The sequence below is a fragment of the Mesorhizobium sp. WSM4832 genome, assembly GCF_055811115.1.
Genome location: NZ_JBVVQH010000025.1, coordinates 81900 through 104841 on the forward strand (window position 1 = coordinate 81900; position 22942 = coordinate 104841).

Annotated in this window: 25 protein-coding genes; 20 read left to right on the plus strand and 5 right to left on the minus strand. The window is 61.8% G+C overall.

The features are described from left to right. Positions 1-87 precede the first annotated feature (87 nt). From AC0L2L_RS28650 to AC0L2L_RS28700, 11 genes are read left to right on the plus strand one after another with little or no spacing between them, the layout of a single operon-like run. Positions 88-501: a CopG family transcriptional regulator gene (locus AC0L2L_RS28650; protein WP_473583241.1), complete on the plus strand. Its 414-nt coding sequence runs from the start codon at positions 88-90 to the stop codon at positions 499-501. Next, positions 498-1466, plus strand: coding sequence for a P-type conjugative transfer ATPase TrbB (trbB, locus tag AC0L2L_RS28655; RefSeq protein ID WP_473583242.1), 969 nt, complete (start codon positions 498-500; stop codon positions 1464-1466). The genes AC0L2L_RS28650 and trbB overlap by 4 nt, the downstream gene beginning before the upstream one ends. Positions 1467-1477: 11 nt before the next feature. Continuing rightward, positions 1478-1786 (plus strand): TrbC/VirB2 family type IV secretion system protein, encoded by a 309-nt coding sequence (locus tag AC0L2L_RS28660; RefSeq protein ID WP_473583243.1) that lies wholly within the window; start codon positions 1478-1480, stop codon positions 1784-1786. Then, positions 1786-2058, plus strand: coding sequence for a VirB3 family type IV secretion system protein (locus tag AC0L2L_RS28665; protein ID WP_473583244.1), 273 nt, complete (start codon positions 1786-1788; stop codon positions 2056-2058). Before AC0L2L_RS28660 ends, AC0L2L_RS28665 begins: the two co-directional genes overlap by 1 nt. Next, positions 2052-4502 carry a conjugal transfer protein TrbE gene (trbE, locus tag AC0L2L_RS28670; RefSeq protein ID WP_473583245.1) on the plus strand — a complete coding sequence of 817 codons (2451 nt, stop codon included), beginning with the start codon at positions 2052-2054 and terminating at the stop codon, positions 4500-4502. Before AC0L2L_RS28665 ends, trbE begins: the two co-directional genes overlap by 7 nt. Next, entirely contained in the window at positions 4499-5224 is a 726-nt protein-coding gene (trbJ, locus tag AC0L2L_RS28675; RefSeq protein ID WP_473583246.1) for a P-type conjugative transfer protein TrbJ, read from the plus strand. The genes trbE and trbJ overlap by 4 nt, the downstream gene beginning before the upstream one ends. A gap of 33 nt (positions 5225-5257) precedes the next feature. Next, complete coding sequence (trbL, locus tag AC0L2L_RS28680) at positions 5258-6580, plus strand: P-type conjugative transfer protein TrbL (protein ID WP_473583247.1); 1323 nt, start codon at positions 5258-5260, stop codon at positions 6578-6580. Further along, positions 6581-7312 (plus strand): conjugal transfer protein TrbF, encoded by a 732-nt coding sequence (gene trbF, locus AC0L2L_RS28685; protein WP_473583248.1) that lies wholly within the window; start codon positions 6581-6583, stop codon positions 7310-7312. It begins immediately after the preceding gene. Further along, the gene (gene trbG, locus AC0L2L_RS28690; RefSeq protein WP_473583249.1) at positions 7302-8330 is read left to right on the plus strand and encodes a P-type conjugative transfer protein TrbG; all 1029 of its coding nucleotides are present in this window, start codon (positions 7302-7304) and stop codon (positions 8328-8330) included. Before trbF ends, trbG begins: the two co-directional genes overlap by 11 nt. An 11-nt stretch (positions 8331-8341) precedes the next feature. After that, positions 8342-9559, plus strand: a complete 1218-nt coding sequence (locus AC0L2L_RS28695) for a TraB/TrbI/VirB10 family type IV secretion system protein (RefSeq protein ID WP_473583250.1) — start codon at positions 8342-8344, stop codon at positions 9557-9559. A gap of 12 nt (positions 9560-9571) precedes the next feature. Further along, entirely contained in the window at positions 9572-9844 is a 273-nt protein-coding gene (locus AC0L2L_RS28700; RefSeq protein ID WP_473583251.1) for a DUF2274 domain-containing protein, read from the plus strand. Positions 9845-10546: 702 nt separating this feature from the next. Here AC0L2L_RS28700 and hemN read toward each other — a convergent pair. Beyond that, positions 10547-11896 carry an oxygen-independent coproporphyrinogen III oxidase gene (hemN, locus tag AC0L2L_RS28705; RefSeq protein ID WP_473583270.1) on the minus strand — a complete coding sequence of 450 codons (1350 nt, stop codon included), beginning with the start codon at positions 11894-11896 and terminating at the stop codon, positions 10547-10549. A gap of 157 nt (positions 11897-12053) precedes the next feature. On the opposite strand from hemN, the gene AC0L2L_RS28710 reads away from it, so the two are divergent. After that, positions 12054-12809 (plus strand): Crp/Fnr family transcriptional regulator, encoded by a 756-nt coding sequence (locus AC0L2L_RS28710; protein ID WP_473583252.1) that lies wholly within the window; start codon positions 12054-12056, stop codon positions 12807-12809. Between the two features lie 2 nt (positions 12810-12811). Here the strand turns inward: AC0L2L_RS28710 and AC0L2L_RS28715 are convergent, their stop codons facing one another. Continuing rightward, entirely contained in the window at positions 12812-13351 is a 540-nt protein-coding gene (locus AC0L2L_RS28715) for a hemerythrin domain-containing protein (protein ID WP_473583253.1), read from the minus strand. A 129-nt stretch (positions 13352-13480) separates the two neighbouring features. On the opposite strand from AC0L2L_RS28715, the gene ccoN reads away from it, so the two are divergent. The 8 genes from ccoN to ccoS all read left to right on the plus strand — a co-directional run bounded on the left by ccoN (position 13481) and on the right by ccoS (position 21553). Further along, the gene (ccoN, locus tag AC0L2L_RS28720; RefSeq protein WP_473583254.1) at positions 13481-15091 is read left to right on the plus strand and encodes a cytochrome-c oxidase, cbb3-type subunit I; all 1611 of its coding nucleotides are present in this window, start codon (positions 13481-13483) and stop codon (positions 15089-15091) included. 11 nt (positions 15092-15102) lie between these two features. Further along, entirely contained in the window at positions 15103-15834 is a 732-nt protein-coding gene (gene ccoO / locus AC0L2L_RS28725; protein ID WP_473583255.1) for a cytochrome-c oxidase, cbb3-type subunit II, read from the plus strand. Positions 15835-15844: 10 nt separating this feature from the next. Beyond that, positions 15845-15994: a cbb3-type cytochrome c oxidase subunit 3 gene (locus AC0L2L_RS28730; RefSeq protein WP_473583256.1), complete on the plus strand. Its 150-nt coding sequence runs from the start codon at positions 15845-15847 to the stop codon at positions 15992-15994. Positions 15995-15996: 2 nt separating this feature from the next. Continuing rightward, positions 15997-16860: a cytochrome-c oxidase, cbb3-type subunit III gene (gene ccoP / locus AC0L2L_RS28735; protein ID WP_473583257.1), complete on the plus strand. Its 864-nt coding sequence runs from the start codon at positions 15997-15999 to the stop codon at positions 16858-16860. 211 nt (positions 16861-17071) lie between these two features. Continuing rightward, entirely contained in the window at positions 17072-18631 is a 1560-nt protein-coding gene (ccoG, locus tag AC0L2L_RS28740) for a cytochrome c oxidase accessory protein CcoG (protein ID WP_473583258.1), read from the plus strand. Further along, a complete protein-coding gene (locus tag AC0L2L_RS28745) occupies positions 18628-19125 on the plus strand; it encodes a FixH family protein (protein ID WP_473583259.1) in 498 nt (165 codons plus the stop codon). The genes ccoG and AC0L2L_RS28745 overlap by 4 nt, the downstream gene beginning before the upstream one ends. Beyond that, a complete protein-coding gene (locus tag AC0L2L_RS28750) occupies positions 19122-21401 on the plus strand; it encodes a heavy metal translocating P-type ATPase (RefSeq protein WP_473583260.1) in 2280 nt (759 codons plus the stop codon). The genes AC0L2L_RS28745 and AC0L2L_RS28750 overlap by 4 nt, the downstream gene beginning before the upstream one ends. Next, positions 21398-21553, plus strand: a complete 156-nt coding sequence (ccoS, locus tag AC0L2L_RS28755; protein WP_473529558.1) for a cbb3-type cytochrome oxidase assembly protein CcoS — start codon at positions 21398-21400, stop codon at positions 21551-21553. Before AC0L2L_RS28750 ends, ccoS begins: the two co-directional genes overlap by 4 nt. Here the strand turns inward: ccoS and AC0L2L_RS28760 are convergent. From AC0L2L_RS28760 to AC0L2L_RS28770, 3 genes are all read right to left on the minus strand, one after another. Then, positions 21522-21809 (minus strand): hypothetical protein, encoded by a 288-nt coding sequence (locus tag AC0L2L_RS28760; RefSeq protein WP_473583261.1) that lies wholly within the window; start codon positions 21807-21809, stop codon positions 21522-21524. The genes ccoS and AC0L2L_RS28760 overlap by 32 nt on opposite strands. Before the next feature lie 158 nt (positions 21810-21967). After that, positions 21968-22744, minus strand: coding sequence for a sulfite exporter TauE/SafE family protein (locus AC0L2L_RS28765; protein ID WP_473583262.1), 777 nt, complete (start codon positions 22742-22744; stop codon positions 21968-21970). Then, a partial coding sequence (locus tag AC0L2L_RS28770) for a hypothetical protein (RefSeq protein ID WP_473583263.1) occupies positions 22737-22942 on the minus strand: 206 nt, incomplete at its 5' end. The genes AC0L2L_RS28765 and AC0L2L_RS28770, both read right to left, overlap by 8 nt.

The following is a 22942-nucleotide window of genomic DNA, read 5'->3' on the forward strand; positions in this document are numbered from 1 at the left end:
TAGATAACGGCCATAAGCAATTTCGAGCGCCTGGCCGATGCTTGTTCCCGTCGCCGGCGCAACGCCGGCTTCGTCGGAACGAGCCGCATGAAGACCCACCGCATTCGTCATCAGTTTCTGCTCGAACCCGAGTTGAGCGAGAAGCTGGAAGACCTGAGCCGCGATCCGTCGACCACGAAATCCGCGATCATTGCGAAGGCGGTAGAGGCCTTTATCGAGCGGTGTGGCGAGAGCGAGCTCGATCGTCGCTATGGCATGAGGCTCGACCGTATTTCCCGCGAGCTCGCTCATGTCAGGCGCGATGCCGAGATGATCCTGGAGAGCCTGGCGCTCTTCATCCGCTTTTCGATCACGCTTCACGCCCACACCCCGGTCCCGGACAAGGCGACGCAGGCCGTCGCCCAGGACCGTTTCGACAAATTCGTCGAACAGGTCGGTCGCCAGATCGCTTCCGGGAAACGGTCGCTCGGCAAGGAGAATGGCATGGGAGGGGAAGGATGACCTCTCATCCGGAGGCCGACCATCGTCGCCGCGCGATGCTGCGCACCGCCATGGGCCCTGCGATCACCGAAGCGCTTTCCGATCCATTGGTCATCGAGGTGATGGTCAATCCCGACGGCGCGCTGCGGCTCGATAGACTGGGGGAAGGACGGGTCGACATCGGCGTGCATATGCATCCTTCCGAGGCGGAACGCATCATTCGCCTGGTCGCCTCGCATGTGCGCGCCGAGGCGCATGCCGACAACCCGATCGTCAGTGCCGAACTGCCCTCGGGCGAGCGCTTTGAGGGCTTGCTGCCGCCTGTGGTGCTGGCGCCGTGCTTCGCCATTCGCAAACCGGCGGCAAAGCTCTACACGCTGGCCGACTATGTCGCCGACCGGATCATGATGCCGCTGCAGGCCGATGCGCTTAAAAAGGCGGTGTGCGAGCGGCGCAATATCCTGGTCGCCGGCGGCACGTCCTCGGGCAAGACGACGCTTGCCAACGCGCTGCTGGCCGAGGTCGCTGAGTGCGACGAGCGGGTGATCCTGATCGAGGATACACGCGAACTGCAATGCGCGGCCAAGGATTGCGTTGCCCTGAGAACGAGGCGGAGCTCGACCACGCTTGCCGATCTCGTGCGCTCGACGCTGCGGCTCCGGCCCGACCGGATCATCGTCGGCGAGGTGAGGGGCGCCGAAGCCCTCGACATGTTGAAGGCGTGGAACACTGGTCACCCTGGTGGCATCGCTACGGTTCATGCCAATTCGGCGCGCTCCGCACTCTACCGTATCGAGCAGCTCGCCCAGGAAGCCGTCGTCACCGTTCCACGCCGCCTCATCGCCGAAGCAATAGATCTGGTCGTCTTCATCGCCGGACGCGGATCCGCGCGCCGCATCGATGCGATCGCTGAGGTCACGGGTCTCGATGGCAGCGGCGACTACACCGTTATCCCGCTCACACTCCCGCAACTCCAGCAGTTCTGAAAGGTCTCCTCATGCTCAAGAAGCTCCGCTTTCTTTCGTCCACCGCGCTCGTGTTCTGCCTCACGGCTCCGGCTTTCGCCGCAGGCTCCGGCATGCCTTGGGAACAGCCGCTACAGCAGATCCTGGAGTCGGTGCAGGGACCGGTCGCCAAGATCGTCGCGGTGATCATCATCATCACCACCGGCCTGACGCTTGCCTTCGGTGACACCGCAGGCGGGTTCCGCCGACTTATCCAGATCGTCTTCGGGCTGTCGATAGCCTTCGCGGCATCGAGCTTCTTCCTGTCCTTCTTCTCCTTCGGCGGCGGAGCACTCATCTGATGGTCGCCGCACAGCAGCATATCGAAGGCTTCGAGATCCCGGTTCATCGAGCATTGACGGAGCCGATCCTGCTGGGCGGCGCGCCGCGATCGGTGGCGATTCTCAACGGCACGGTGGCCGCGGCAATAGGCCTTGGCTTGCAGCAGTGGATTGCCGGGCTGGTGCTCTGGACCGCCGGGCACACGCTCGCGGTCTTTGCCGCAAGACGCGATCCCGATTTCGCCAGCGTGCTTGTCCGCCACCTTCGCCTGGAGGGCTGGCTTGCATGCTGAACCTTTCGGAATATCGCGGCAAAGCCGACCGGCTTGCCGACCATCTGCCTTGGGCTGCTCTTGTCGCTCCGGGCATTGTGCTCAATAAGGACGGCAGCTTCCAGCGGACCTTCCGGTTTCGCGGCCCCGATCTCGAAAGCGCGACGGAAGCCGAGCTCGTCGGCATCTGCGCGCGGGCGAACAATGCGCTCAGACGACTTGGCTCTGGCTGGGCATTGTTCTTCGAGGCGGAGCGCATCGAAGCGCTGGGCTATCCGCAGTCGCGTTTTCCCGACGCCGCGTCGTGGCTGGTTGACGAAGAACGTCGCGCGGCTTTTGAGGGCAAGGTGGCGCATTTCGAGAGTCGCTACCACCTAACGCTGCTGTTCATGCCGCTATCGGACGGTCAGGCGCGGGCGGAAAGCGCGTTTGTCGACTCCGATCGTTCCGAAGGCGAGAGAGACTGGCGCCAGGAGCTGTTGCGCTTTCGCGACGAGACTGACCGTGTGCTGGATCTCTTGTCGGGCTTCATGCCCGAAGTGCGCGCGCTCGACGATGCCGAGACACTGACTTATCTGCACGGCACAATCTCGACCCGTCGCCATCCAGTCGTCGTGCCTGAGACGCCGATCTATCTCGACGGCATCCTGGTCGATGCGCCGTTCACCGGCGGTTTGGAGCCGATGCTGGGTGAGCAGCACCTGCGTACGCTCACCATTCTCGGCTTCCCGAACCTCACCCGGCCCGGGATCCTAGATGCGCTCAACCACCAGGATTTCGCCTATCGCTGGATGACGCGTTTCATTCCGCTCGACAAGGAAGAGGCCACGAAGGCGCTGACCCGGTTGCGGCGGCAGTGGTTTGCCAAGCGCAAATCGATCGTCGCAATCCTGCGAGAGGTTGTCACCAACGAGCCGGTCCCGCTAGTCGACAGCGATGCCGACAACAAAGCGCTCGATGCCGACGAAGCCCTTCAGGCGTTGGGCGGTGATCATGTCGGCTTCGGCTATCTCACCACCTCTGTGACGGTTTGGGACGAGGGCCGTCAGGCTGCTGCGGAAAAGCTTCGCGCGGTCGAGCGCATCGTCAACGGGCTCGGCTTCACCACGATTCGCGAAGGCGTCAATGCGGTCGAGGCCTGGCTAGGATCGTTGCCCGGTCATGTCTATGCCAACGTTCGCCAGCCGCTTATTCATACACTGAACCTCGCCCACCTCATGCCGCTGTCGTCGGTCTGGGCTGGTCCATCCGCGAACGATCATCTCGCCAAGGTCACCGGGACAAAGGCTCCGCCGCTTCTGTTCGCAGAGACCAGCGGGTCGACGCCGTTCCGGCTTTCCACCCATGTGGACGATGTCGGCCACATGCTGATCGTCGGCCCGACAGGCGCCGGCAAGTCGGTGCTGCTTGCGCTGATAGCTCTGCAGTTCCGACGCTATGCCGGCGCGCAGGTCTATGTCTTCGACAAAGGCAATTCGGCCCGCGCGGCAACGCTTGCGATGGATGGAGAGCATCACGCGCTTGGCGCAGACGGCGCGCTTGCCCTCCAGCCGCTGCGCAATATCGGCGAGCAGGCTACCCGCAGTTGGGCGGCCGAATGGATCGCCGGCCTCATTGCCCATGAGAACGTCACCATCACGCCTGAAGTGAAAGAGGCGATCTGGTCGGCGCTCACCAGCCTAGCTACCGCGCCGGCACAGGAACGCACGCTAACCGGCCTCTCGGTCCTGCTTCAGTCCAATGCGCTGAAGTCGGCACTGATGCCCTACACACTCGACGGTCCCTACGGCCGACTGCTCGACGCCGACGACGATCGGCTGGCTTTGTCGGATGTGCAGTGCTTCGAGACCGAGGAGCTGATGCACAGCCAAGGCGCTGTGCTCCCGGTGCTCACATATCTCTTCCATCGTCTCGAAGAGCGGTTCGACGGACGGCCGACGCTGCTCATGCTCGACGAAGCGTGGGTTTATCTCGACAACCCGCTCTTTGCCGCGCGCATCCGCGAATGGCTCAAGGTGCTGCGAAAGAAGAACGTGTCGGTGATCTTCGCCACGCAGTCGCTTGCCGACGTCGCTGGCTCAACAATCGCGCCCGCAATCCTCGAGAGCTGCCCGCAGCGCATTTTTCTTCCCAACGATCGTGCCGTGGAACCGCAGGCGCGGGCAGCCTACGAACGCTTCGGTCTCAACGAGCGGCAGATCGAGCTCGTCGCTCGCGCCATACCGAAGCGCCAGTACTATCTGCAGTCGCGCCGCGGCAACCGTCTCTTTGAGCTCGGCCTCGGCCCGATTGCTCTTGCCCTTTGCGGTGCCTCCGATCCTGCCAGCCAGACCCTAATCGATAGCGTGCTGTCCGAGCACGGGCAGGACGGCTTTGCCGCTCGGTTCCTGAATGCGCGCGGACTCGATTGGGCCGCCGAGCTTCTCAAGCAATTCCCTCAACCATACAAGGAGCAATCATCATGATGCGGCGCCGTTTTCTCTCCACCCTGATCACCCTTTCCCTCATCGCCAAGCCGATGGCCGACTACGTCCAGCCGGCCTATGCCCTGATCGTCTTCGATCCCTCGAACTATGCCCAGAACGTATTGTCGGCGGCGCGCGCGTTGGAGCAGATCAACAATCAAATCCAGTCGCTGCAGAACCAGGCGACCATGCTGCAAAACATGACCCGCAACCTTGAGCGTCTGGATTTCTCTTCCGTGGGCCAGCTGACCGGTGCGCTCCATCGCATCGACGGGCTGATGGACCAGGCGAGTGGCCTGAGCTTTGATCTCGACAAGCTTCAGGACCAGTGGCGCAACCAATATCCGGAAAGCTACGACGCCACGATCAAGGTCAGCGACGTGGCGAGCGCCGCGCGCGAGCGCTGGCAAAGTGCCATGCAAGCATTTCGCCAGACCATGAGCGCGCAGTCGCAGATCGTCGAGAACGTTCGCGCCGACGGTGACCTGCTTGCCAATCTCGTCAACCGCAGCCAAGGGGCGGCCGGCGCGCTTGAGGCAAGCCAGGCCACCAATCAGCTGATCGCGCTTTCGACCAAGCAGCAGATGCAGATCCAGACTCTGCTTGCGACGCAGTTTCGCGCCGAGGCTGAGGATGCCGCCCGCAAGGCGCAGTCCGAGGAAGCCGCCCGCGAAACGACGAAGCGCTTTCTGGGCACCGGCACCGCCTATCCCGGCAACTGATCACCAGTTCTTCAACATAAGGGAGGTGGCGGCGTGAACGACCTCGGAGTCATTGATCGCTTCATGGAGACCTTCATCCGCTATATCGACAGCGGGTTCGGTCTGCTTTCGGGCGACGTCGCCTTCCTCACTACGACTCTAATCGGCATCGACATCGCGCTTGCCGGCCTCGCTTGGGCTTTCGGCGGCGAGCCCAACATTCTCGCCCGCCTCATCCGCAAGGTGCTCTATGTCGGCGTCTTCGCCTTTATCCTGAACAACTTCAAACGCCTCGCCGACGTCATCTATCGGTCCTTTGCCGGCCTCGGCATCACTGCGTCTTCCGGCAACCTCTCCGCCGACAATCTGATGCATCCAGGCCGCATTGCCGCGACGGGCTTCGAGGGCGCATGGCCGCTGCTCGATCAGGCGAGCCAGTTGCTTGGCTTCCCCGAAATCTTCGGCAATGCGCTCACCATCTTCGTGCTGCTCGTGGCCTGGTTCCTGGTCATCATCGCCTTCTTCATTCTCTCCATCCAGCTCTTCATCACCATCCTGGAATTCAAGCTCACCACGCTGGCAGGCTTCGTTCTCGTGCCCTTCGCGCTGTGGAACCGCTCGTCGTTTCTAGCCGAGCGCGTGCTCGGCAATGTGATCTCGTCGGGCATCAAGGTCATGGTGCTCGCGGTCATTGTCGGCATCGGTTCGACGCTTTTCGGCGAGTTCGCTTCCGCGCTGCAGGGCAAGGAGCCGGATCTAGCCGCCGCCATGTCCCAGGTGCTTGGCGCGCTGTCGCTGCTTGGCCTCGGTATTTTCGGTCCAGGCATCGCCTCGGGCCTTGTCTCTGGTGCACCGCAGCTCGGCGCCGGCGCCACGCTTGGAACGGGCGTGGCCGCAGCCGGCGCATCGCTTGTTGCCGGCGGCGCAGCGTTCGCCGGCACACGCATTGCAACTGGCGGCGGGCTTGCCGCCATCCGAGCCGGCACGACCATGGGGTCTGCTGCTTCTTCGGCGTGGCAGTTGGGGCGGGCGACCTCGCCCGACTCCGGTCTGTCCGGTGTGGCTGCTGGAATGCAGGGCGTGGTCGGTGCCGCCGGCGGCGCCGCGATGCGAGCAGCACGATCTGCCGCGGGAGGGTTCGCGCGCAGCGCCGATGCCGGGCGCGAAGCCGCATGGACCGCGAGCGGCGGTGCGCCGACCACCTCGATGACCGGAACTCCGGCCGGTGCCGGCCCGGATGCCGCGCCCATCTGGGCGAGGCGCTTGCGTTCCGAGCAGACCGCTCGTGCTCATCGCCACGCCGCCGTGCAGGCCGTTCGCGAGGGCGACAGGCCGGGCGGCAGCGCCAATCCCTCTCTCAATGACAAGGACGACTAGATGCTCTTCAAGCGACCCGTTCAACGTTACGGCAAGACGCCCGAGCCGGTCACGCCGTATCAGAAGGCCGGCCAGCTCTGGGATGAGCGAATCGGCTCATCGCGGGTGCAGGCCCGGAATTGGCGGCTGATGGCTATTGGCTGCCTGGCTTTGACGACTGGGCTCTCCGGCGGACTCATGTGGCAGTCGATGCAGAGCCGCGTCGTGCCCTACGTCGTCGAGGTCGACCGTTTCGGCGAGGCGCGCTCCGTTGCGCCGGCAATCCGGGACTACGAGCCGTCCGATGCACAGATCGCCTGGCACCTCGGCCGTTTCATCCAGAATGTCCGTTCCGTCTCCACAGATCCGGTGCTGGTGCGGCAAAACTGGCTGGCAGCCTATGATTTTGCCACCGACCGCGCGGCGCTTTTCCTCAACGAGTACGCCAAGTCGAACGATCCCTTCGGTCAGATCGGCACGCGCAGCGTGTCGGTGCAGGTGACCAGCGTGGTCAGGGCCTCCGACAGCTCGTTCCAGGTCAAATGGACCGAGCAGGTCTTTGAGCGCGGCAGCTTGGCCAGCACGACGCGCTGGACTGCGATCCTCACCATCGTGATCCGCCCGCCGAGCAATACCGACCAGCTGCGCAACAACCCGCTCGGCGTCTTCATCAATGCCATCGACTGGTCGCGTGAGCTCGACAGCGCCGCGCCAACATCCATTTCCCCGGAGGAGCCTGCCAATGACAAATAGAGCCCCATCATTCCGTGCCGCGTTGATCCTGTCGGCGTCCACAGCAGTCCTCTCTGCCTGCGCATCGAAGCCGGTGCCACCGCCTGATATTTCCTACGATGCTACCGACTTCAAACCAGCCGCGATCGAAAAGCCGCCGGAGAAGCCGGTGAAGATTGTCCAGGTCCCAAAGCCGCTACCGCTCCCTGGCCAGTTGCAACCCGATCCAGGTAAGGTCGCTGAGGAAAAGCGCTCCCCTGAAGAAAGGGTGGCCGATGCCAACAAGGCGGCTACGCAGCAACCCACCAGATACGGCTATGTCAATGCGGTCCAGGTCTATCCCTTCACAGACAGCGCACTTTATCAGCTCTATGCCGCGCCGGAGCGCGTCACTGATATCGCTCTACAGCCGGGCGAGAAGCTAACAGCCGTGTCGGCTGGCGACACCGTGCGCTGGGTCATCGGCGACACCGTCAGCGGCACCGGTGACAATCAGCGCACCCATGTGCTGGTCAAACCGTTCGCGCCGGGGCTTAGCACCAATCTGGTGATCACCACGGAACGCCGGACGTACCACCTGCAGCTGCAAAGCACCGAGAAAACTGCAATGGCGGCGATCTCCTGGACCTATAGCGAAGACCAGATCATTGCGCTACGCCAGCGCAATGCGCAGGCCGACGCCGCCATGCCGGCAGCTTCAAATGTGGCGCTCGAAAACATTCGCTTCCGCTACTCGATCAGCGGCGACACACCGCCCTGGAGGCCGACGCGTGCCTTCGACGACGGCAGCAAGGTTTACATCGAGTTCCCGCGCCGCATCGATCAGGGCGAAGCACCACCTCTCTTCATCGTTGGTGCTGACGGCAACAACCAGCTCGTCAACTACCGCATGCGCGGCAACTACTACATCGTAGATCGTCTCTTTGCTGCCGCCGAACTGCGCCTCGGCGTCAAGCAACAGCAAGTGGTCCGCATCACCAGGATCGACGGCCGGCAACCGCCGCGGCGAATACCGCTCTTTGCGCGGTCCAGCAGGTGAGGGGAGCGCTCATGACCGATACTTCCCGATCAGATGCACCGCCGAAACTCGATCCCGAGCAGCTGCAGTTGCGGGCTTCCCCCCGCCGCGCGGTGCGGTTCAGGCGCGGCGTGATCGTCGCTATCGCTGCAGTTGGATCCGGCGCAATTCTGGGCGTCACTATGATAGCGCTTCAGGGGCCGGCGTTGCGCATCAAAGAGCAGGCGGAAGACCTGTACAACACCGAACGTAAGCCAACCGCGGAGGGACTTGAAACGCTTCCCAAGGACTATTCCGGAATGAAGCTGAAGCCTCCCTTGCTTGGGCCACCTCTGCCCGGCGACCTCGGCCGCCCCATTCTTGAACGGCAGCGACAGCTCGGCATCGCGCCAGGGCAGGACGCCTCCGCCGAGGAGCAGCGGCTTGCCCAGCAGGCGATCGAGGCACGTGAGTCGCAAGTCATGTTCCGGATCGAAAACCGGCCCAGGGAAACGAATGTCGCCGACAATGCGCAGGGAGCGCGGCCGCCGTTTGAAGCACCACTTGCACAACCCGGTGCGGGAGACGCAAGAGCTTCCGTTGCACCGGCTGAGGGTGATCAGAACAATCAGCAGCGCAAGCTCGACTTTGTCGGCCAGCAGAGCACAAATGGGATCTACAATCCGCACGCGCTGCAGACTCCGGCTTCGCCCTATCAACTGATGGCCGGCAGCGTCATCGCCGCAAGTCTCATCACCGGCATCAATTCCGACCTGCCCGGCCTCGTGGTTGCACAGGTCACCGAGAATGTGCACGACACAGTCACCGGCAGCACCTTGCTCATCCCGCAGGGCTCGCGGCTCATCGGCACCTATGACAGTGTCGTCGCTTTTGGACAGAAGCGCGCGTTGTTAGTCTGGCAGCGCATTCTGATGCCCGACGGGTCGTCGATTGAAATCGACAATCTGCCAGCGACAGATACTGCCGGCTATGCAGGGCTGGAGGACCAGGTGGATTTCCATACTTGGCAGCTGATCAAGGGAGTTGCTCTAGCCACGCTGCTGGGCGTCGGCACCGAGTTGAGCTTTGGGGATAACGAAAGCGATCTGGTCAAGGCAATCCGCGAATCCACTCAGCGAAACGTCAGTCAAGCTGGCCAGCGCATCACCGAAAAAAACCTCAATATTCAGCCCACCATCACCGTCCGCCCAGGTTGGCCGCTGCGGGTGATTTTGTACAAAGACGTCTTGCTCCGGCCGTACATGGGTTGAAGGGGAATAGTCATGGCCAGCTTAAAACTGGGAAAGCTTCCCGACCGGACGCCTTCCAAGATCACCATCACTGTCAGCGCCGATCTGAGCCAAGCACTCAACGATTATGCGGTGCTTTACCGTCAAACCTATGGTGAGGCTGAAACTGTGGCCGAGCTCATCCCGTACATGTTAGCAGGATTTCTGGAAGGCGATCGAGCGTTTGCCAAGGCCAGAAAGGATGGCCTTCCGGCTGCCGGCATGTCGGAGAAACCGCGACGCGGGTCAGGTTCAGGTTCCGAGTAACGGAGCATAAAGTTTGGTCTGTGGCGCAAGCCGCCCGATTGCCCACTTTCCCGGCGGTCGCGGCCTACCGATCCGTCATGGTGAGAACCCATGCGCGAAGTTCGAGCAGCTGGAGGTCAAGTAACTGCCTGGGCGGCCCGCACCGCGAACAGGCGCAGGGCATACTGGCCGCACTGATGCATAGGTTCAGACACGTGCCGTGCAGTTGTTACTCAGCTCATCTCAAAGAGGGCGTTGAAGAGCCGCAGCGCTGAGCAGCGGAAGCCGCAATGGTGTGCGTCGCTGATATTCAGTGAAAGACTGGGCCGAACAATCGAACCTCCTTGGGCGAATACAAAGCGGAGCGCTGCCTGCAGATTCCGGCGGGTCCCAGCCCCCTGCCATGCGACCCTCCGTCATCCGCGATTCAGCCAAGCAACAACGCGCAGTTTGGCAGAGCTGCAGATTCGCCGTCCGGTTCGGTCGACAGCGGCCGCGATGCACGTGGAAGGCGCTCGATCGTGCCGTCATATTTCGCTTTCGCCGCCACGCTCAAGCCGATGTGAAGTCCTCCATTGCTGGCAACCTCCGTTCGTCTGGGCTCCTGCGAAGTCGAAGCGCTCTACAACCGTTCTTGAATCCCCAATCTTGACGCGACGGCCGCCGATGATTGGCGCAGTCGGTTCGCGATCGACTGAAGACGGCGACGTTCGTCTGTGGCACTCAGACTGCCACCGAGTGCCTGGCCGTTCCACTTTCGAAATATGTGTCAAACTTCGCTGCAATGCTCCTTACAAAGGGACGACCTTCCGCCGATACGACGTAACTGTCACCCTGGAGTTCAAGCAGTCGAGCAGAGTCGCCAATGGCGATGGAGCTTGCTTGGAGAAGAAGCTTTCGTCCGGCTGCCCCGAAGCGTTCCACCAGATCGGTTGCTGAAAAGCCGAAATCGCACATCAAGCGCTCGATGATCCAGCCGCGAACACGGTCATCTTCGGAAAACGCGATGCCGCGGACCGCGGCCAGCCCGCTATCGGCGACCATGCGCCCGTACTCGGCGGTCCACGGCATGTTCTGCACGTAGCCCTGGCGAAAATGACAGATGGAGGAAGGGCCAAGGCCGATGAGCGTTTCGCAGCTATCCTCGGTATAGCCTTGGAAATTGCGGCGGATTGTTCCCGCGCGAGCCGAGATTGCAAGCGCATCATCGGGCCTAGCGAAATGGTCTATTCCAACCGCTTCGTATCCGGCGTCAATGATCAGATGGGCGGCAATTTGCGACTGAGCGAACCTTTCGGCCGGACCTGGCAACCATGCCTCGTCGATCATAGTCTGATGTTTCTTGAACCAGGGCACATGCGCGTAGCCGAACAGCGCCATGCGGTCCGGCTCCAGACTCAGTGCCTGCGCCACGGTGGAACAGACGCTCCCCCTGGTCTGATGCGGCAGGCCGTAAAGCAGATCGAGGTTCACGGGCCCTACGCCGCGAGAGCGAATGCCGTCTACAACCGCCTTGGTCTGGAAAAAGCTCTGCTCGCGGTTAATCGCCTTCTGCACTTTCGGATCGAAATCCTGCACGCCGAGGCTCGCCCGTGCCATGCCGATCTCGGCAAGTGCATCAAGGCGGGCTTCGTCCATGTCGTTGGGGTCGATTTCGACGCTGATCTTCGCATCGGCAAGAAAATCGAAGCTATTCCGCAGGACAGTTCCCAGGGCTATCATATCGACGGGCTTCAGCATGGTCGGCGAGCCGCCGCCGAAGTGCACGGCGCGGACAGGGGCCTTGCCGCTGACAAGACCGGCGACCGTCGCGATCTCCGCGTGAAGCGAGCGGAGATACGCAGCCACCGGCTCGTAGTGGCGGGTCTGCTTTGTATGGCACGCACAGAACCAGCAGAGCCGGTCGCAATAAGGAATGTGCAGGTAGAGCGAGACCTCGTCACCGATTTCGAGCGCCTTTAACCAGCTTCGATAGACATCAGCGTCGACGCCGGGATGGAACTGCGCCGCGGTCGGGTAACTGGTATAACGCGGGACGTTCTCGCCAAGCTTGGCAGCTAATTCCGGTCTCATTTGGTGGTCCGTGGTTTTTGTCTCGCCGGAAGTCTGGACGCGTTGAAGAGCCAAAGCCCTGATTTCGGTCAGCCTCCAGCACGGACAAACTGCCGCAAGGATTTCTCTGCCGTCGCTTGCTATCCTGCCGAAACTTGGGATCGGTAGCGCGAGCGTAATGACAGTACGGCAGGACATTCACAGTTCCGGCATTCCCGTTCTTTGCCTTTCTTGCGCCGCACGGCATCGCGGGGTCTGCGGTGCGCTCGATCCAAACCGTTTGGTTGGGCTCGCCAAGACTTCGTCGCGGCGCAAAATCGAGCCGGGCGTCGAACTGATCGCCGACGCCGAGGCCGTCGACAGCTATTCGAACATGCTTTCAGGCGTTGTGAAGCTGACGAAGTGCCTTTCGGACGGCCGCCAGCAGATTGTCGGTCTTCGGTTCGCACCGGATTTTCTGGGACGGCCCTTCAAGGTGAAAAGCACGATCAACGTGGAAGCGGCAACCTCCGTCTCGCTGTGCTCGTTTCCGAAGGCGGCCGTTGAACGGATAATGAAGGAATCACCGGAACTCGAGCATCGCCTGCTCAAGCAGACGCTGAACGAACTCGACGATGCACTTGAATGGATGGTGACTCTCGGGCGCAAGACCGCACCCGAAAAGGTGGCGAGCTTTCTCCTCATGATCGCCCAGAATATGGATTCCAGTATCGACCCGGCGGCTAGGTCCTCATGCTTCGATCTGCCGCTGACACGTGCCGACATCTCGGATTTCCTTGGAGTGACGAACGAGACCGTGAGCCGCCAGCTTACGCGATTGCGGGCTGACGGCGTGATCCGGATCGAGAACAAACGCCGTGTAACGGTGGACAGCATGAGCCGGCTGGAGCAGCGCTGCGGCGGCCGAGGTGCCCGGCAACCGGCGTTTGAGTGAGACTAAGCGTCGGGGCCAACGTCGCTTGTTGCGATCCGCGGCAGGACATGCTCGCGTTCGAAAGCGATGTGCCGCCGCAAGCCTTCGAAGAAGCCGCGTAGCATGAACCCGACAGCTTCCGGGCTCTCTATCGGATCACCATGACCGATCGCTAGGAGCGTTTCGGCCACCTCGCCAGCGAAGCATTGATCCTCAAGGTGCTCGACGCGCAACCGGCTGGTAGAGGCAAGTTTGGCCTCGGCCGGGGTCAAGTGCGCCTCATACGCAGGGAAAATCACCGTCTCTTCAAACCCATGAATGTCACGGAGCAGCGGAACGATTTTCTTGCCCGTTCCAAGACATTTGAGGCGATCGGCGTTCGGCAATGCATCGGCAATGCTTTCCAGCGAGTCGCAGAGCTTCAGCTTTTCCCGATGGGCACGCTTCATGACCTCGACCGGAATCGCCTCTGTGCGGGCCCGGCGCGAGGAAGCCGCACTTGTCCATGAGCGAGGCGGCCCGTGCTGCGTTTCCTTGTTCAAATCGCCACCTTCTGACTGCACCGAACTCGATGGTGCCCGAAGCAAAATCGTGCGGCTCTGACATGGATCAGTGCGAGCAGGCGGCAACTACGGAATTAATGCACCGCGGATTTGGCGTCCGCGCATTGGGATCCTGGTCGGGGACATGTCATGAAATTCGGCACGGAGATCGTCGTTCTAAGCCTCTTTGCTTTTGGTGCCCTTGTGGCCGCCGGCTTTGGCGTAGAAGGACCCTTTCGCCAGCACATGTGGGTGTTGTTCTTCGCAGTGGCTGGTTTCATCGCGATCCTGCTGCGCAATTGGGATTTCAAGCCGGCAACCCCAATTGATTCCTCCGCATATATGGACGGGCCGATTCGCTACGGCGCCATCGCAACGGTGTTCTGGGGCGTGGTGGGTATGCTGGTTGGCGTGGTCATCGCGCTTCAGCTTGCCTATCCGGACCTCAACATCCAGCCCTGGTTCAATTTCGGCCGGCTGCGGCCCGTCCACACCTCCGGCGTCGTCTTTGCCTTCGGCGGCAACGCGCTGATTTGCACCTCGCTTTACGTCGTCCAACGCACCTGCCGGGCACGCCTCTTCGGCGGCAACCTGGCCTGGTTCGTCTTCTGGGGCTACCAGCTTTTCATCGTCATGGCCGCGACCGGCTATCTGCTGGGCATCACCGAAAGCCGCGAATATGCGGAGCCGGAATGGTATGTCGACATCTGGCTGACCATCGTCTGGGTCGCCTATCTCATTCTGTTCCTCGGCACCATCCTGAAGCGCAAGGAACCGCATATCTACGTCGCCAACTGGTTCTACCTATCCTTCATCGTGACAATCGCGATGCTGCATGTGGTCAACAACTTGTCGATGCCGGTCTCCTTCCTGGGCTCGAAGAGCTACTCCGCCTTCTCCGGCGTCCAGGACGCCTTGACGCAATGGTGGTATGGCCACAACGCGGTCGGCTTCTTCCTTACCGCCGGTTTCCTCGGCATGATGTATTATTTCGTGCCCAAGCAGGCGAGCCGGCCGGTCTTTTCCTACCGGCTGTCGATCATCCACTTCTGGGCGATCATCTTTCTCTACATCTGGGCCGGGCCGCACCACCTGCATTACACCGCCTTACCCGACTGGGCGCAGACGCTCGGCATGGCATTCTCGATCATGCTGTGGATGCCTTCCTGGGGCGGCATGATCAACGGCCTCATGACGCTGTCCGGCGCCTGGGACAAGCTGCGCACCGATCCGATTATCCGCATGATGGTGATGGCGGTCGCCTTCTACGGCATGTCGACCTTCGAGGGTCCGATTATGTCAGTCAAGACGGTCAATTCGCTCTCTCACTACACGGACTGGACCATCGGGCACGTCCATTCGGGCGCGCTCGGCTGGGTCGGCATGATCTCATTCGGCGCGATCTACCACATGGTGCCGAAACTGTGGAACCGTGAGCGGCTCTATTCGCTGCGGCTCGTCACCTGGCACTTCTGGCTGGCAACGCTCGGCATCGTTGTCTACGCGGCAGTGATGTGGGTCTCGGGCATCATGCAGGGGCTCATGTGGCGCGAGTACGACGAGCAGGGATTCCTGGTCTACTCCTTCGCCGAGACGGTCGCCGCCATGCATCCCTACTATGTCATGCGCGCCGCGGGTGGCGCCATGTATCTCACTGGCATGCTGATCATGGCCTGGAACGTCACCATGACCATTCGTGGCTACCAGCGCGAAGAGCAGCCTTTGCCTGGTTCCGTCCCCGCCCTCCGGCCTGCCGAATAGGGAGCCAGACAATGGGCTTGACGGACAAACACGCGATCATCGAGAAGAGCGCCACGCTTCTACTCGTTGGCTCACTTCTTGTCGTGACCGTCGGTGGTATCGTCGAGATCGCGCCGCTTTTCTATCTCGACAACACGATCGAGAAGGTCGAGGGCATGCGCCCGTACTCGCCGCTCGAGCTCGCCGGACGCAACATCTATGTGCGCGAGGGCTGCTACCTCTGCCACAGCCAGATGATCAGGCCTTTCCGGGACGAGGTCGAACGCTACGGCCACTACAGCCTGGCGGCTGAGTCGATGTACGACCACCCGTTTCAATGGGGATCCAAGCGGACCGGACCGGATCTTGCTCGAGTCGGCGACCGCTACTCCAACAGCTGGCACGTCCAGCACCTTACCGACCCGCGTTCCGTCGTGCCTGAATCCATCATGCCGAGCTATGCCTTTCTGAAAGACAAGCTGATCGAGGTGAAGGACTTCTCGACGCATCTGCTTGCGAACGCGCGTGTTGGCGTCCCGTACTCCGATGACATGATAGCGCACGCCAATGCCGATCTGATGGCCCAGGCCGACCCGAATGCCGACAGCTCCGGCCTCGAGAAACGCTATCCGAAAGCCAACGTCGGCGATCTGGACGGCAATCCGCAGCAGGTGACCGAGATGGATGCCCTCGTCGCCTATCTGCAAATGCTGGGAACGCTGGTCGATTTCAAGACCTATGACGATGCAGCCGGCTACCGCTGAGGGGGACCCGATGAGCTATGATTTAATGCGGGAATTCGCCGACAGCTGGGGCCTGCTTACCATGGCGCTCTCCTTCGTCGGCTGCATTGCCTTTACCTTGCGTCCCGGCGGCAAAACACAGGCCGATCAAGCCGCCCAGATTCCACTTAAGGGCGACTGATCATGAGCGACGAGCACATCGACGAAGTCTCGGGCATCTCAACGACCGGTCATGAATGGGACGGGATAAAGGAGCTCAACAACCCATTGCCCCGATGGTGGGTAATAACCTTCTACATCACCGTCGGTTGGGCGGTGGCTTATACAATTGCGTATCCGGCTTGGCCCATGTTGTCTTCCGCGACCAAGGGTGTGCTTGGCTATTCCAGCCGCAACGAAGTCAAGAATGAACTGGCGGCGGCGGAAGCGGCGAAAGGCAAATACGCCGCGGCTGTGGAGTCGAAGAGCCTCTCTGAAATCGCCTCGGACTATGCCTTGCGCGAATTCGCGGTCGCGGCCGGCGGAGCTACCTTCAAGGTCAATTGTGTGCAATGCCACGGCTCGGGCGCCCAAGGGTCGAAGGGTTTTCCAAACCTGAACGACGATGACTGGCTGTGGGGCGGCACTACTGACCAGATCCAGCAAACGATCGCGCACGGCATCCGTTTCGCATCCGACCCGGATACGCGGCAGTCGGAAATGCCCGCCTTTGGTGACATCATCACGCCCGAACAGATCGCACAGGTCGGTGCCTATGTCGCCAGCCTCTCAGGCAAGGTCCAGGATGCAAGTCTTATCGAGCCTGGCGCCGAGATATTCGCGGAAAACTGCGTCGCCTGTCATGGCGATAACGCGAAAGGCAACAAAGAACTCGGCGCGCCCGATCTGACCGATGCGATCTGGCTATACGGATCTGGCGAGACAGCCATCGCCGCCCAGGTCCGCGCGCCGAAGCACGGTGTGATGCCGGCCTGGATCGGGCGTCTCGGCAAGACCAAGGTCAAGGAACTTGCGGTTTATGTCCATTCGCTTGGCGGCGGAGAATAGGAACGGAAGCCTATTCTCGGCCCTCCCCCGCCAAGCGACGAGGCCCGGCTTTGCCGGGCCTCGACACCATTCCGGCATGCGGCGATTGACCCTTCTGCAAGGCGGAGCGGCCCGATCCGGCGAAACGGGCTCACTGCGGAGCGGACGTCGGTCGAAGCCGACACGTCCGTTGCACAACGATGTCCTAGGCCGCGCGCAAGTGGAGATACACGTGCTGGATAAAACGCAGATGGAGCGGCTCGAGGCAAAAGCGGTCAACTCCCCCAAGGCACGGCAGCCGCTCTATGCACGGCGCAAGAAGATCTTCCCCAGGCGCGCCTCGGGTAGCTTCCGCCGCTTCAAGTGGCTGGTAATGGTGATCACACTGGGCATCTACTATCTGACCCCCTGGCTGCGCTGGGATCGAGGTCCGTTTGCTCCTGATCAGGCCGTGCTGATCGATCTTGCCAACCGCCGCTTCTACTTCTTCTTCATCGAGATATGGCCGCAGGAATTCTACTATGTCGCCGGCCTTCTGATGATGGCCGGCATCGGCCTCTTCCTGCTCACGTCCACCGTCGGCCGCGCCTGGTGCGGCTATATTTGCCCGCAGACGGTATGGGTCGATCTTTTCCTGGTGGTGGAGCGGGCGATCGAAGGCGATCGCAACGCTCGCATAAAGCTCAACGTCGGCCCATGGACGGTGCGCAAACTGGTACTGCGGGTATCGAAGCACGCCATCTGGCTGGTCATAGCGGCAGCCACCGGCGGCGCCTGGATCCTCTATTTCGCCGATGCGCCAACGCTGATCAGCGAGGTATTCACCGGCACCGCCGCTCCGGCCGCCTACGTCACCATCGCGGTGCTGACGGCGACCACCTACGCGTTCGGCGGGCTGATGCGCGAGCAGGTCTGCACCTACATGTGCCCGTGGCCGCGCATCCAGGCTGCCATGCTCGACGAGAATTCGCTGACGGTGACGTATAACGACTGGCGCGGCGAACCTCGTTCGCGGCACGCCAAGAAGGTCCAGGCGGTGGGGCAGGGGGTCGGCGACTGCGTCGATTGCAACGCCTGTGTTGCGGTGTGCCCGATGGGGATCGACATTCGCGACGGCCAGCAGCTCGAATGCATTACCTGCGCGCTGTGTATCGACGCCTGCGACGGCGTCATGGACAAGCTCGGGAAGGAGCGTGGGCTAATCTCCTACGCGACGCTCTTCGACTACAACGCCAACATGATGCTGGCGACAGCAGGCGGCTCCAGTTCGATCAATCCGTCGCTGGTCAGGACTGCTGTCGGCACCTTCTGCGATCAGGTGGCGTATTTTCACATTCGCAAGATCTTTCGGCCGCGCACCTACGTCTACATAGGCCTGTGGTCGCTGATCGGGCTGGGCCTGCTCTATTCGCTGCTGACGCGCGATCGGCTCGAACTGAACGTGCTGCATGACCGCAATCCACAGTTCGTCACGCTGTCCGACGGTTCGATCCGCAATGGCTATACCGTCAAGCTGCTCAACATGATCCCCGAGCCAAGGACGATCATTGTTACGATGCAGGGCTTGCAGGGAGCCGAAATGAGCGTCGTCGGCAGTGATCTGCCGGCAGATCGCTTCTTCAGCATCGCGGTCGAACCCGACCGGCTGAAGATGCTGAAGGTTTTCGTGCGCCAGCCAGCGGGTGAGGTGCGGCACGCTGCACAAACCTTCAAGTTCCGGGTCGAGGACAGGGCGAACTTCGAATCGGACGAATACACGGCCACCTTCAACGCACCGGAGATCGCCAGATGAGCACCAATACGCACAAGACGCGTGAGTTCACCGGCAGGCACATGCTGCTCACCGTTCTCGGCTTTTTCGGCGTGGTCATCGCCGTCAACCTGACCATGGCGACGCTCGCCAGCAAAAGCTGGACCGGCCTTGTCGTCGAGAACACCTATGTGGCCAGTCAGCAATTCAACAAAAAGGCCGAAGAAGGGCGCGCGCAGGCGGCACTCGGCTGGACCGGCAACCTGACGATCGCTCGGAGTGAGGTCCGCTACAGCTTGAGCGATGCCACCGGCAAGTCGGTCCCCTTGCATGGCGTGAAGATACTGTTTCGTCATCCCGCTTATGAGGCCGAGGACAAGTCCGTCACTCTTGCCCTTGCTTCGGCTCAGGAGTTTGCAGCACGGGACGTGCCCAAGGATGGCGTCTGGATCGTCGAAGTCGATGCCGACGCCGGTCTCGCGGAGCCCTATCGCGACGTTCGCCGCATCATGATTTTGCAAGGAGCGCTGCAATGAGCTGCTGTGCACCCGGCGCGGAACTGGCGCTCGACCTGACCGGTACCACATCGGTCCTGCCGTCTGGCCAGGAGATCAGGTTGGCGAGCCGCTTGGTTGGCGATGGTCTTCGCCAGACCGATCTTTCAGTACCGACGGTTCATTGCGCAGCCTGCATCCAGACGATCGAGACGGCGTTGGGAAAGCTCGATCGCGTCGAGAGCGCCCGCGTCAACCTGTCGACGAAACGGGTCTCGGTCAGGTGGCGTGGTGACGAGGTGCCACCGTTCGTCGTCGCGCTTGGGCGGCTAGGCTACCAGGTGCATCTGTTCGACCCCGAGGTCGGCGACAAGAACAAGACACTATCCGAACTGATCCGCGCGGTCGCGGTTGCTGGTTTTGCGGCGGGCAACATCATGCTGCTTTCGGTCTCGGTCTGGTCCGGCGCCGAAGGCGCGACCCGCGACTTGTTCCACTGGGTCTCGGCGCTGATCGCCATCCCGGCGCTTGCCTTCGCCGGCGGCATTTTCTTCCGCTCGGCCTGGAACGCGCTGCGCCACGGCCGCATGAACATGGACGTGCCTATCGCGGTCGGGGTGTCGCTCGCCTACGCTATGAGCCTCTATGAGACGATCAATCATGGCGATCACGCCTATTTCGACGCGTCGGTATCGCTGCTGTTCTTCCTGTTAATCGGCCGTACGCTGGATCACGTCATGCGCGAGCGGGCTCGGACCGCCGTAAGCGGCCTGTCGCAGCTGGCGGCGCGTGGTGCCCTGGTGCTGCGCGGCGACGGCGCGCGCGACTACCTGCCGGTGGTCGAGATCGAACCGGGAATGCAGCTGCTCATCGCAGCGGGCGAAAGGATTCCTGTCGACGGAAAGATCATTCGGGGATCATCTGATCTCGACTGCTCCCTGGTCTCCGGCGAAAGCACGCCCAGAAACGTGGCGCCAGGCGTACCCGTGCAGGCTGGCGTACTCAACCTTACCGGCTCGCTGACCATCGAGGCGACAGCCGCCGCGAAGGACTCGTTCCTGGCGGAAATGGTTCGGATGATGGAGGCGGCGGAGGGCGGCCGCTCGCCCTATCGACGCATCGCCGATCGTGTCTCCGCCTTCTATGCGCCGGTAGTCCATCTCACAGCCTTAATAACGTTCATCGGTTGGATGGTTGCGGTCGGCGATTGGCACCTGGCAATGACGATTGCAATTGCCGTTCTCATCATCACGTGCCCATGTGCGCTCGGCCTCGCCGTGCCGATCGTGCAGGTGGTCGCGGCGCGGCGTCTGTTCGAAAGTGGCGTCATGGTCAAGGACGGTTCGGCCATGGAGCGCCTGGCGACGATGGATACGGCGGTGTTCGACAAGACCGGAACGCTAACGCTCGGACAGCCCCGGCTCGTCAATACGTCATCGATCGATCCGGCCGCGCTGGCAATCGCCGCCGATATGGCCGCGCATTCGCGTCATCCGTTTTCAAAGGCCATAGCCGGTTTTGCCGCTGCTGGCGGGCAGCACAAGTTCGATGCCGTCACAGAGCATCCGGGGTTTGGAATCGAAGCCACTGTCGCCGGAAGTATCTGGCGACTGGGCCGGCGCGGATGGGCTGGATGGAAGGCCCGAACCGATGGCGAAAGCGGGCATGGCGAAACAGTCCTGACGAAAGACGGGGGCATTGTCGCATCCTTCGTTTTCGAGGATGCGTTGCGGGCCGATGCCGCTGCCGCCTTGGCGCAGTTGAACGATGCCGGGGTCTCGGTCGAAATGCTGTCGGGCGATACCGCGGACGCCTGTGGCGATGTCGCAAGAATATTGGGCATCGACCGTTTTGTTTCGGCGCTGCTGCCGTCCGGGAAGGCTGAGCGGATCGAAGTGCTCATGAAGGCCGGCCACAAGGTGCTGATGGTGGGCGACGGGCTCAACGACAGCCCAGCACTGGGCGCGGCGCACGTCTCGATCGCTCCCGCCACCGCCGCCGATATCGGCCGCAACGCCGCCGATTTCGTGTTCCTGCGTGAAAGCCTTTCGGCAGTACCCCTTGCGCTGGACGTCTCGCGGAAGGCAGGGCGGCTGATCCGCCAGAACATAGCTATAGCGATCATCTACAATGCCGTTGCCGTTCCGACCGCCATTCTCGGCCACGTCACACCGTTGATTGCGGCGGTCGCGATGTCCGCTTCATCGCTGCTGGTGATCGGAAACGCGCTGCGGCTGCAGGGCTTTATGCTCGCCGAGCTGACGAGGGCTCCTTCGGCAACGCGTTCCGGCCGTCGCTCATCAGCGCGGCCGTCATGACGACCCTCGTCTACCTCATACCAGTCGCCCTATTTTTTGGTGCACTGGGCCTGTCTGGCTTTCTATGGGCATTGAGAAGTGGCCAATATGAGGATCTAGATGGAGCCGTTGAGCGCATCCTCATCGACCGGGACGACAAGCCGGGACGCTGAGATTGCTGTCCCGACGCTGTCGCATGGCGGTGGCGAGATTTGCCGCTTCGGAGAGCCGCAGTCCGGTATTGGCGATCAGACGGACAACAAGGCGTTCCTCGTCATTGAGCCCGTCGAGCGCCATTGGCGAGAATCTTCTGCTGTTAAGTCCGCCGTGAACGCAGCACGTTGCGCCGTCGCAGTGCCGGGAAGTCGCAGGTTGTGCAAAAACCGGCTCCGGCTTGAGCTGATGCGTCAGATCGATGACGCGCAGCATCTTTGAAACATGACCGATGTTCCTTATTGCGCGTTGTTCGTGCCGCGGGTTGGTTTTCCAGGTGGCAAGTTGCCTCCAGTCTGCGATTCACTTCGGTTACCGATGATCGTGATGTACGGAAGAAAATCGAAGCCTTAGAAGGGCAGTCCTTGCTCAGGTCAGACGAATGCCAGTTGTTGGGCGGTCTGGAACAAAGCGAGGAGCATGATCAGGCAGCCGACGAGCCGCAAAAGCGCGCGCTCAGCAATCGACTTGAGCATCCATGCGGCAAGCGGAGCGGCGACTATGCCGCCCACGATCAGCCCCAGCACCGAGCTTGCACGTGTCGACAGCGCCCCCGCTTCCTGCCAGTGCCCAGTAAAGAGCGCGACGATGAAGGTAACGGACACCGAAAGGGTGATCAGGAACTCGGCCGCATTGACCGTACCGATCACGTAGCGGGGGGGCGCGCCGGCGCCGAGCAGCCCGGTCACGACCATAGGGCCCCATCCGCCGCCGCCTGCCGCGTCGAGGAAGCCGCCGACGGTGGCCAGCGGCGCCACAAGACGAGTAGGAACAGGATTGCTGGGGATCTTGCGGAACGACCGGAGGAACAACCAGAGCCCGATCACAGCGAGATAGGTCGTGACAAAGGGTTTCACTATGTCGCCGTCGAACGAGGTCAGCACAAAGGCTCCCAGGCATCCGCCGAGAATGCCGAACGGTGCAAGCCGCCAGAACAGCTTCCAGTCGATATTGCGGTGGTAGTGGTGCGCCGTGCCGGAAGCGGCCGTGGTGAATATTTCCGCCGCGTGCACCGCGGCGGAAGCCTGCGCCGGCGGAACACCGAAGGAGAGCAGCACGGTGGAGGAGACCGCGCCATAGGCCATGCCTAATGCGCCGTCAACCGCCTGGGCGAGGAAGCCGACTATGGCGAACAGAATGAAGTCAGTCATTGGCGTCCGCCGTGAAAGTGCCGCCGTATATAGCCTTGTGGATGGGCGATCGGACTCGGCTCTGCGTCAGAGAAAAGGGCGGCATCGCTGCCGCCCCTCGAGATTGTTGAGGTGCGTGGAGCTTAGAAATCCATGCCGCCCATGCCGCCCATGCCGCCGCCGCCCATGCCGCCAGGCATGCCGCCGCCAGCCGACTCC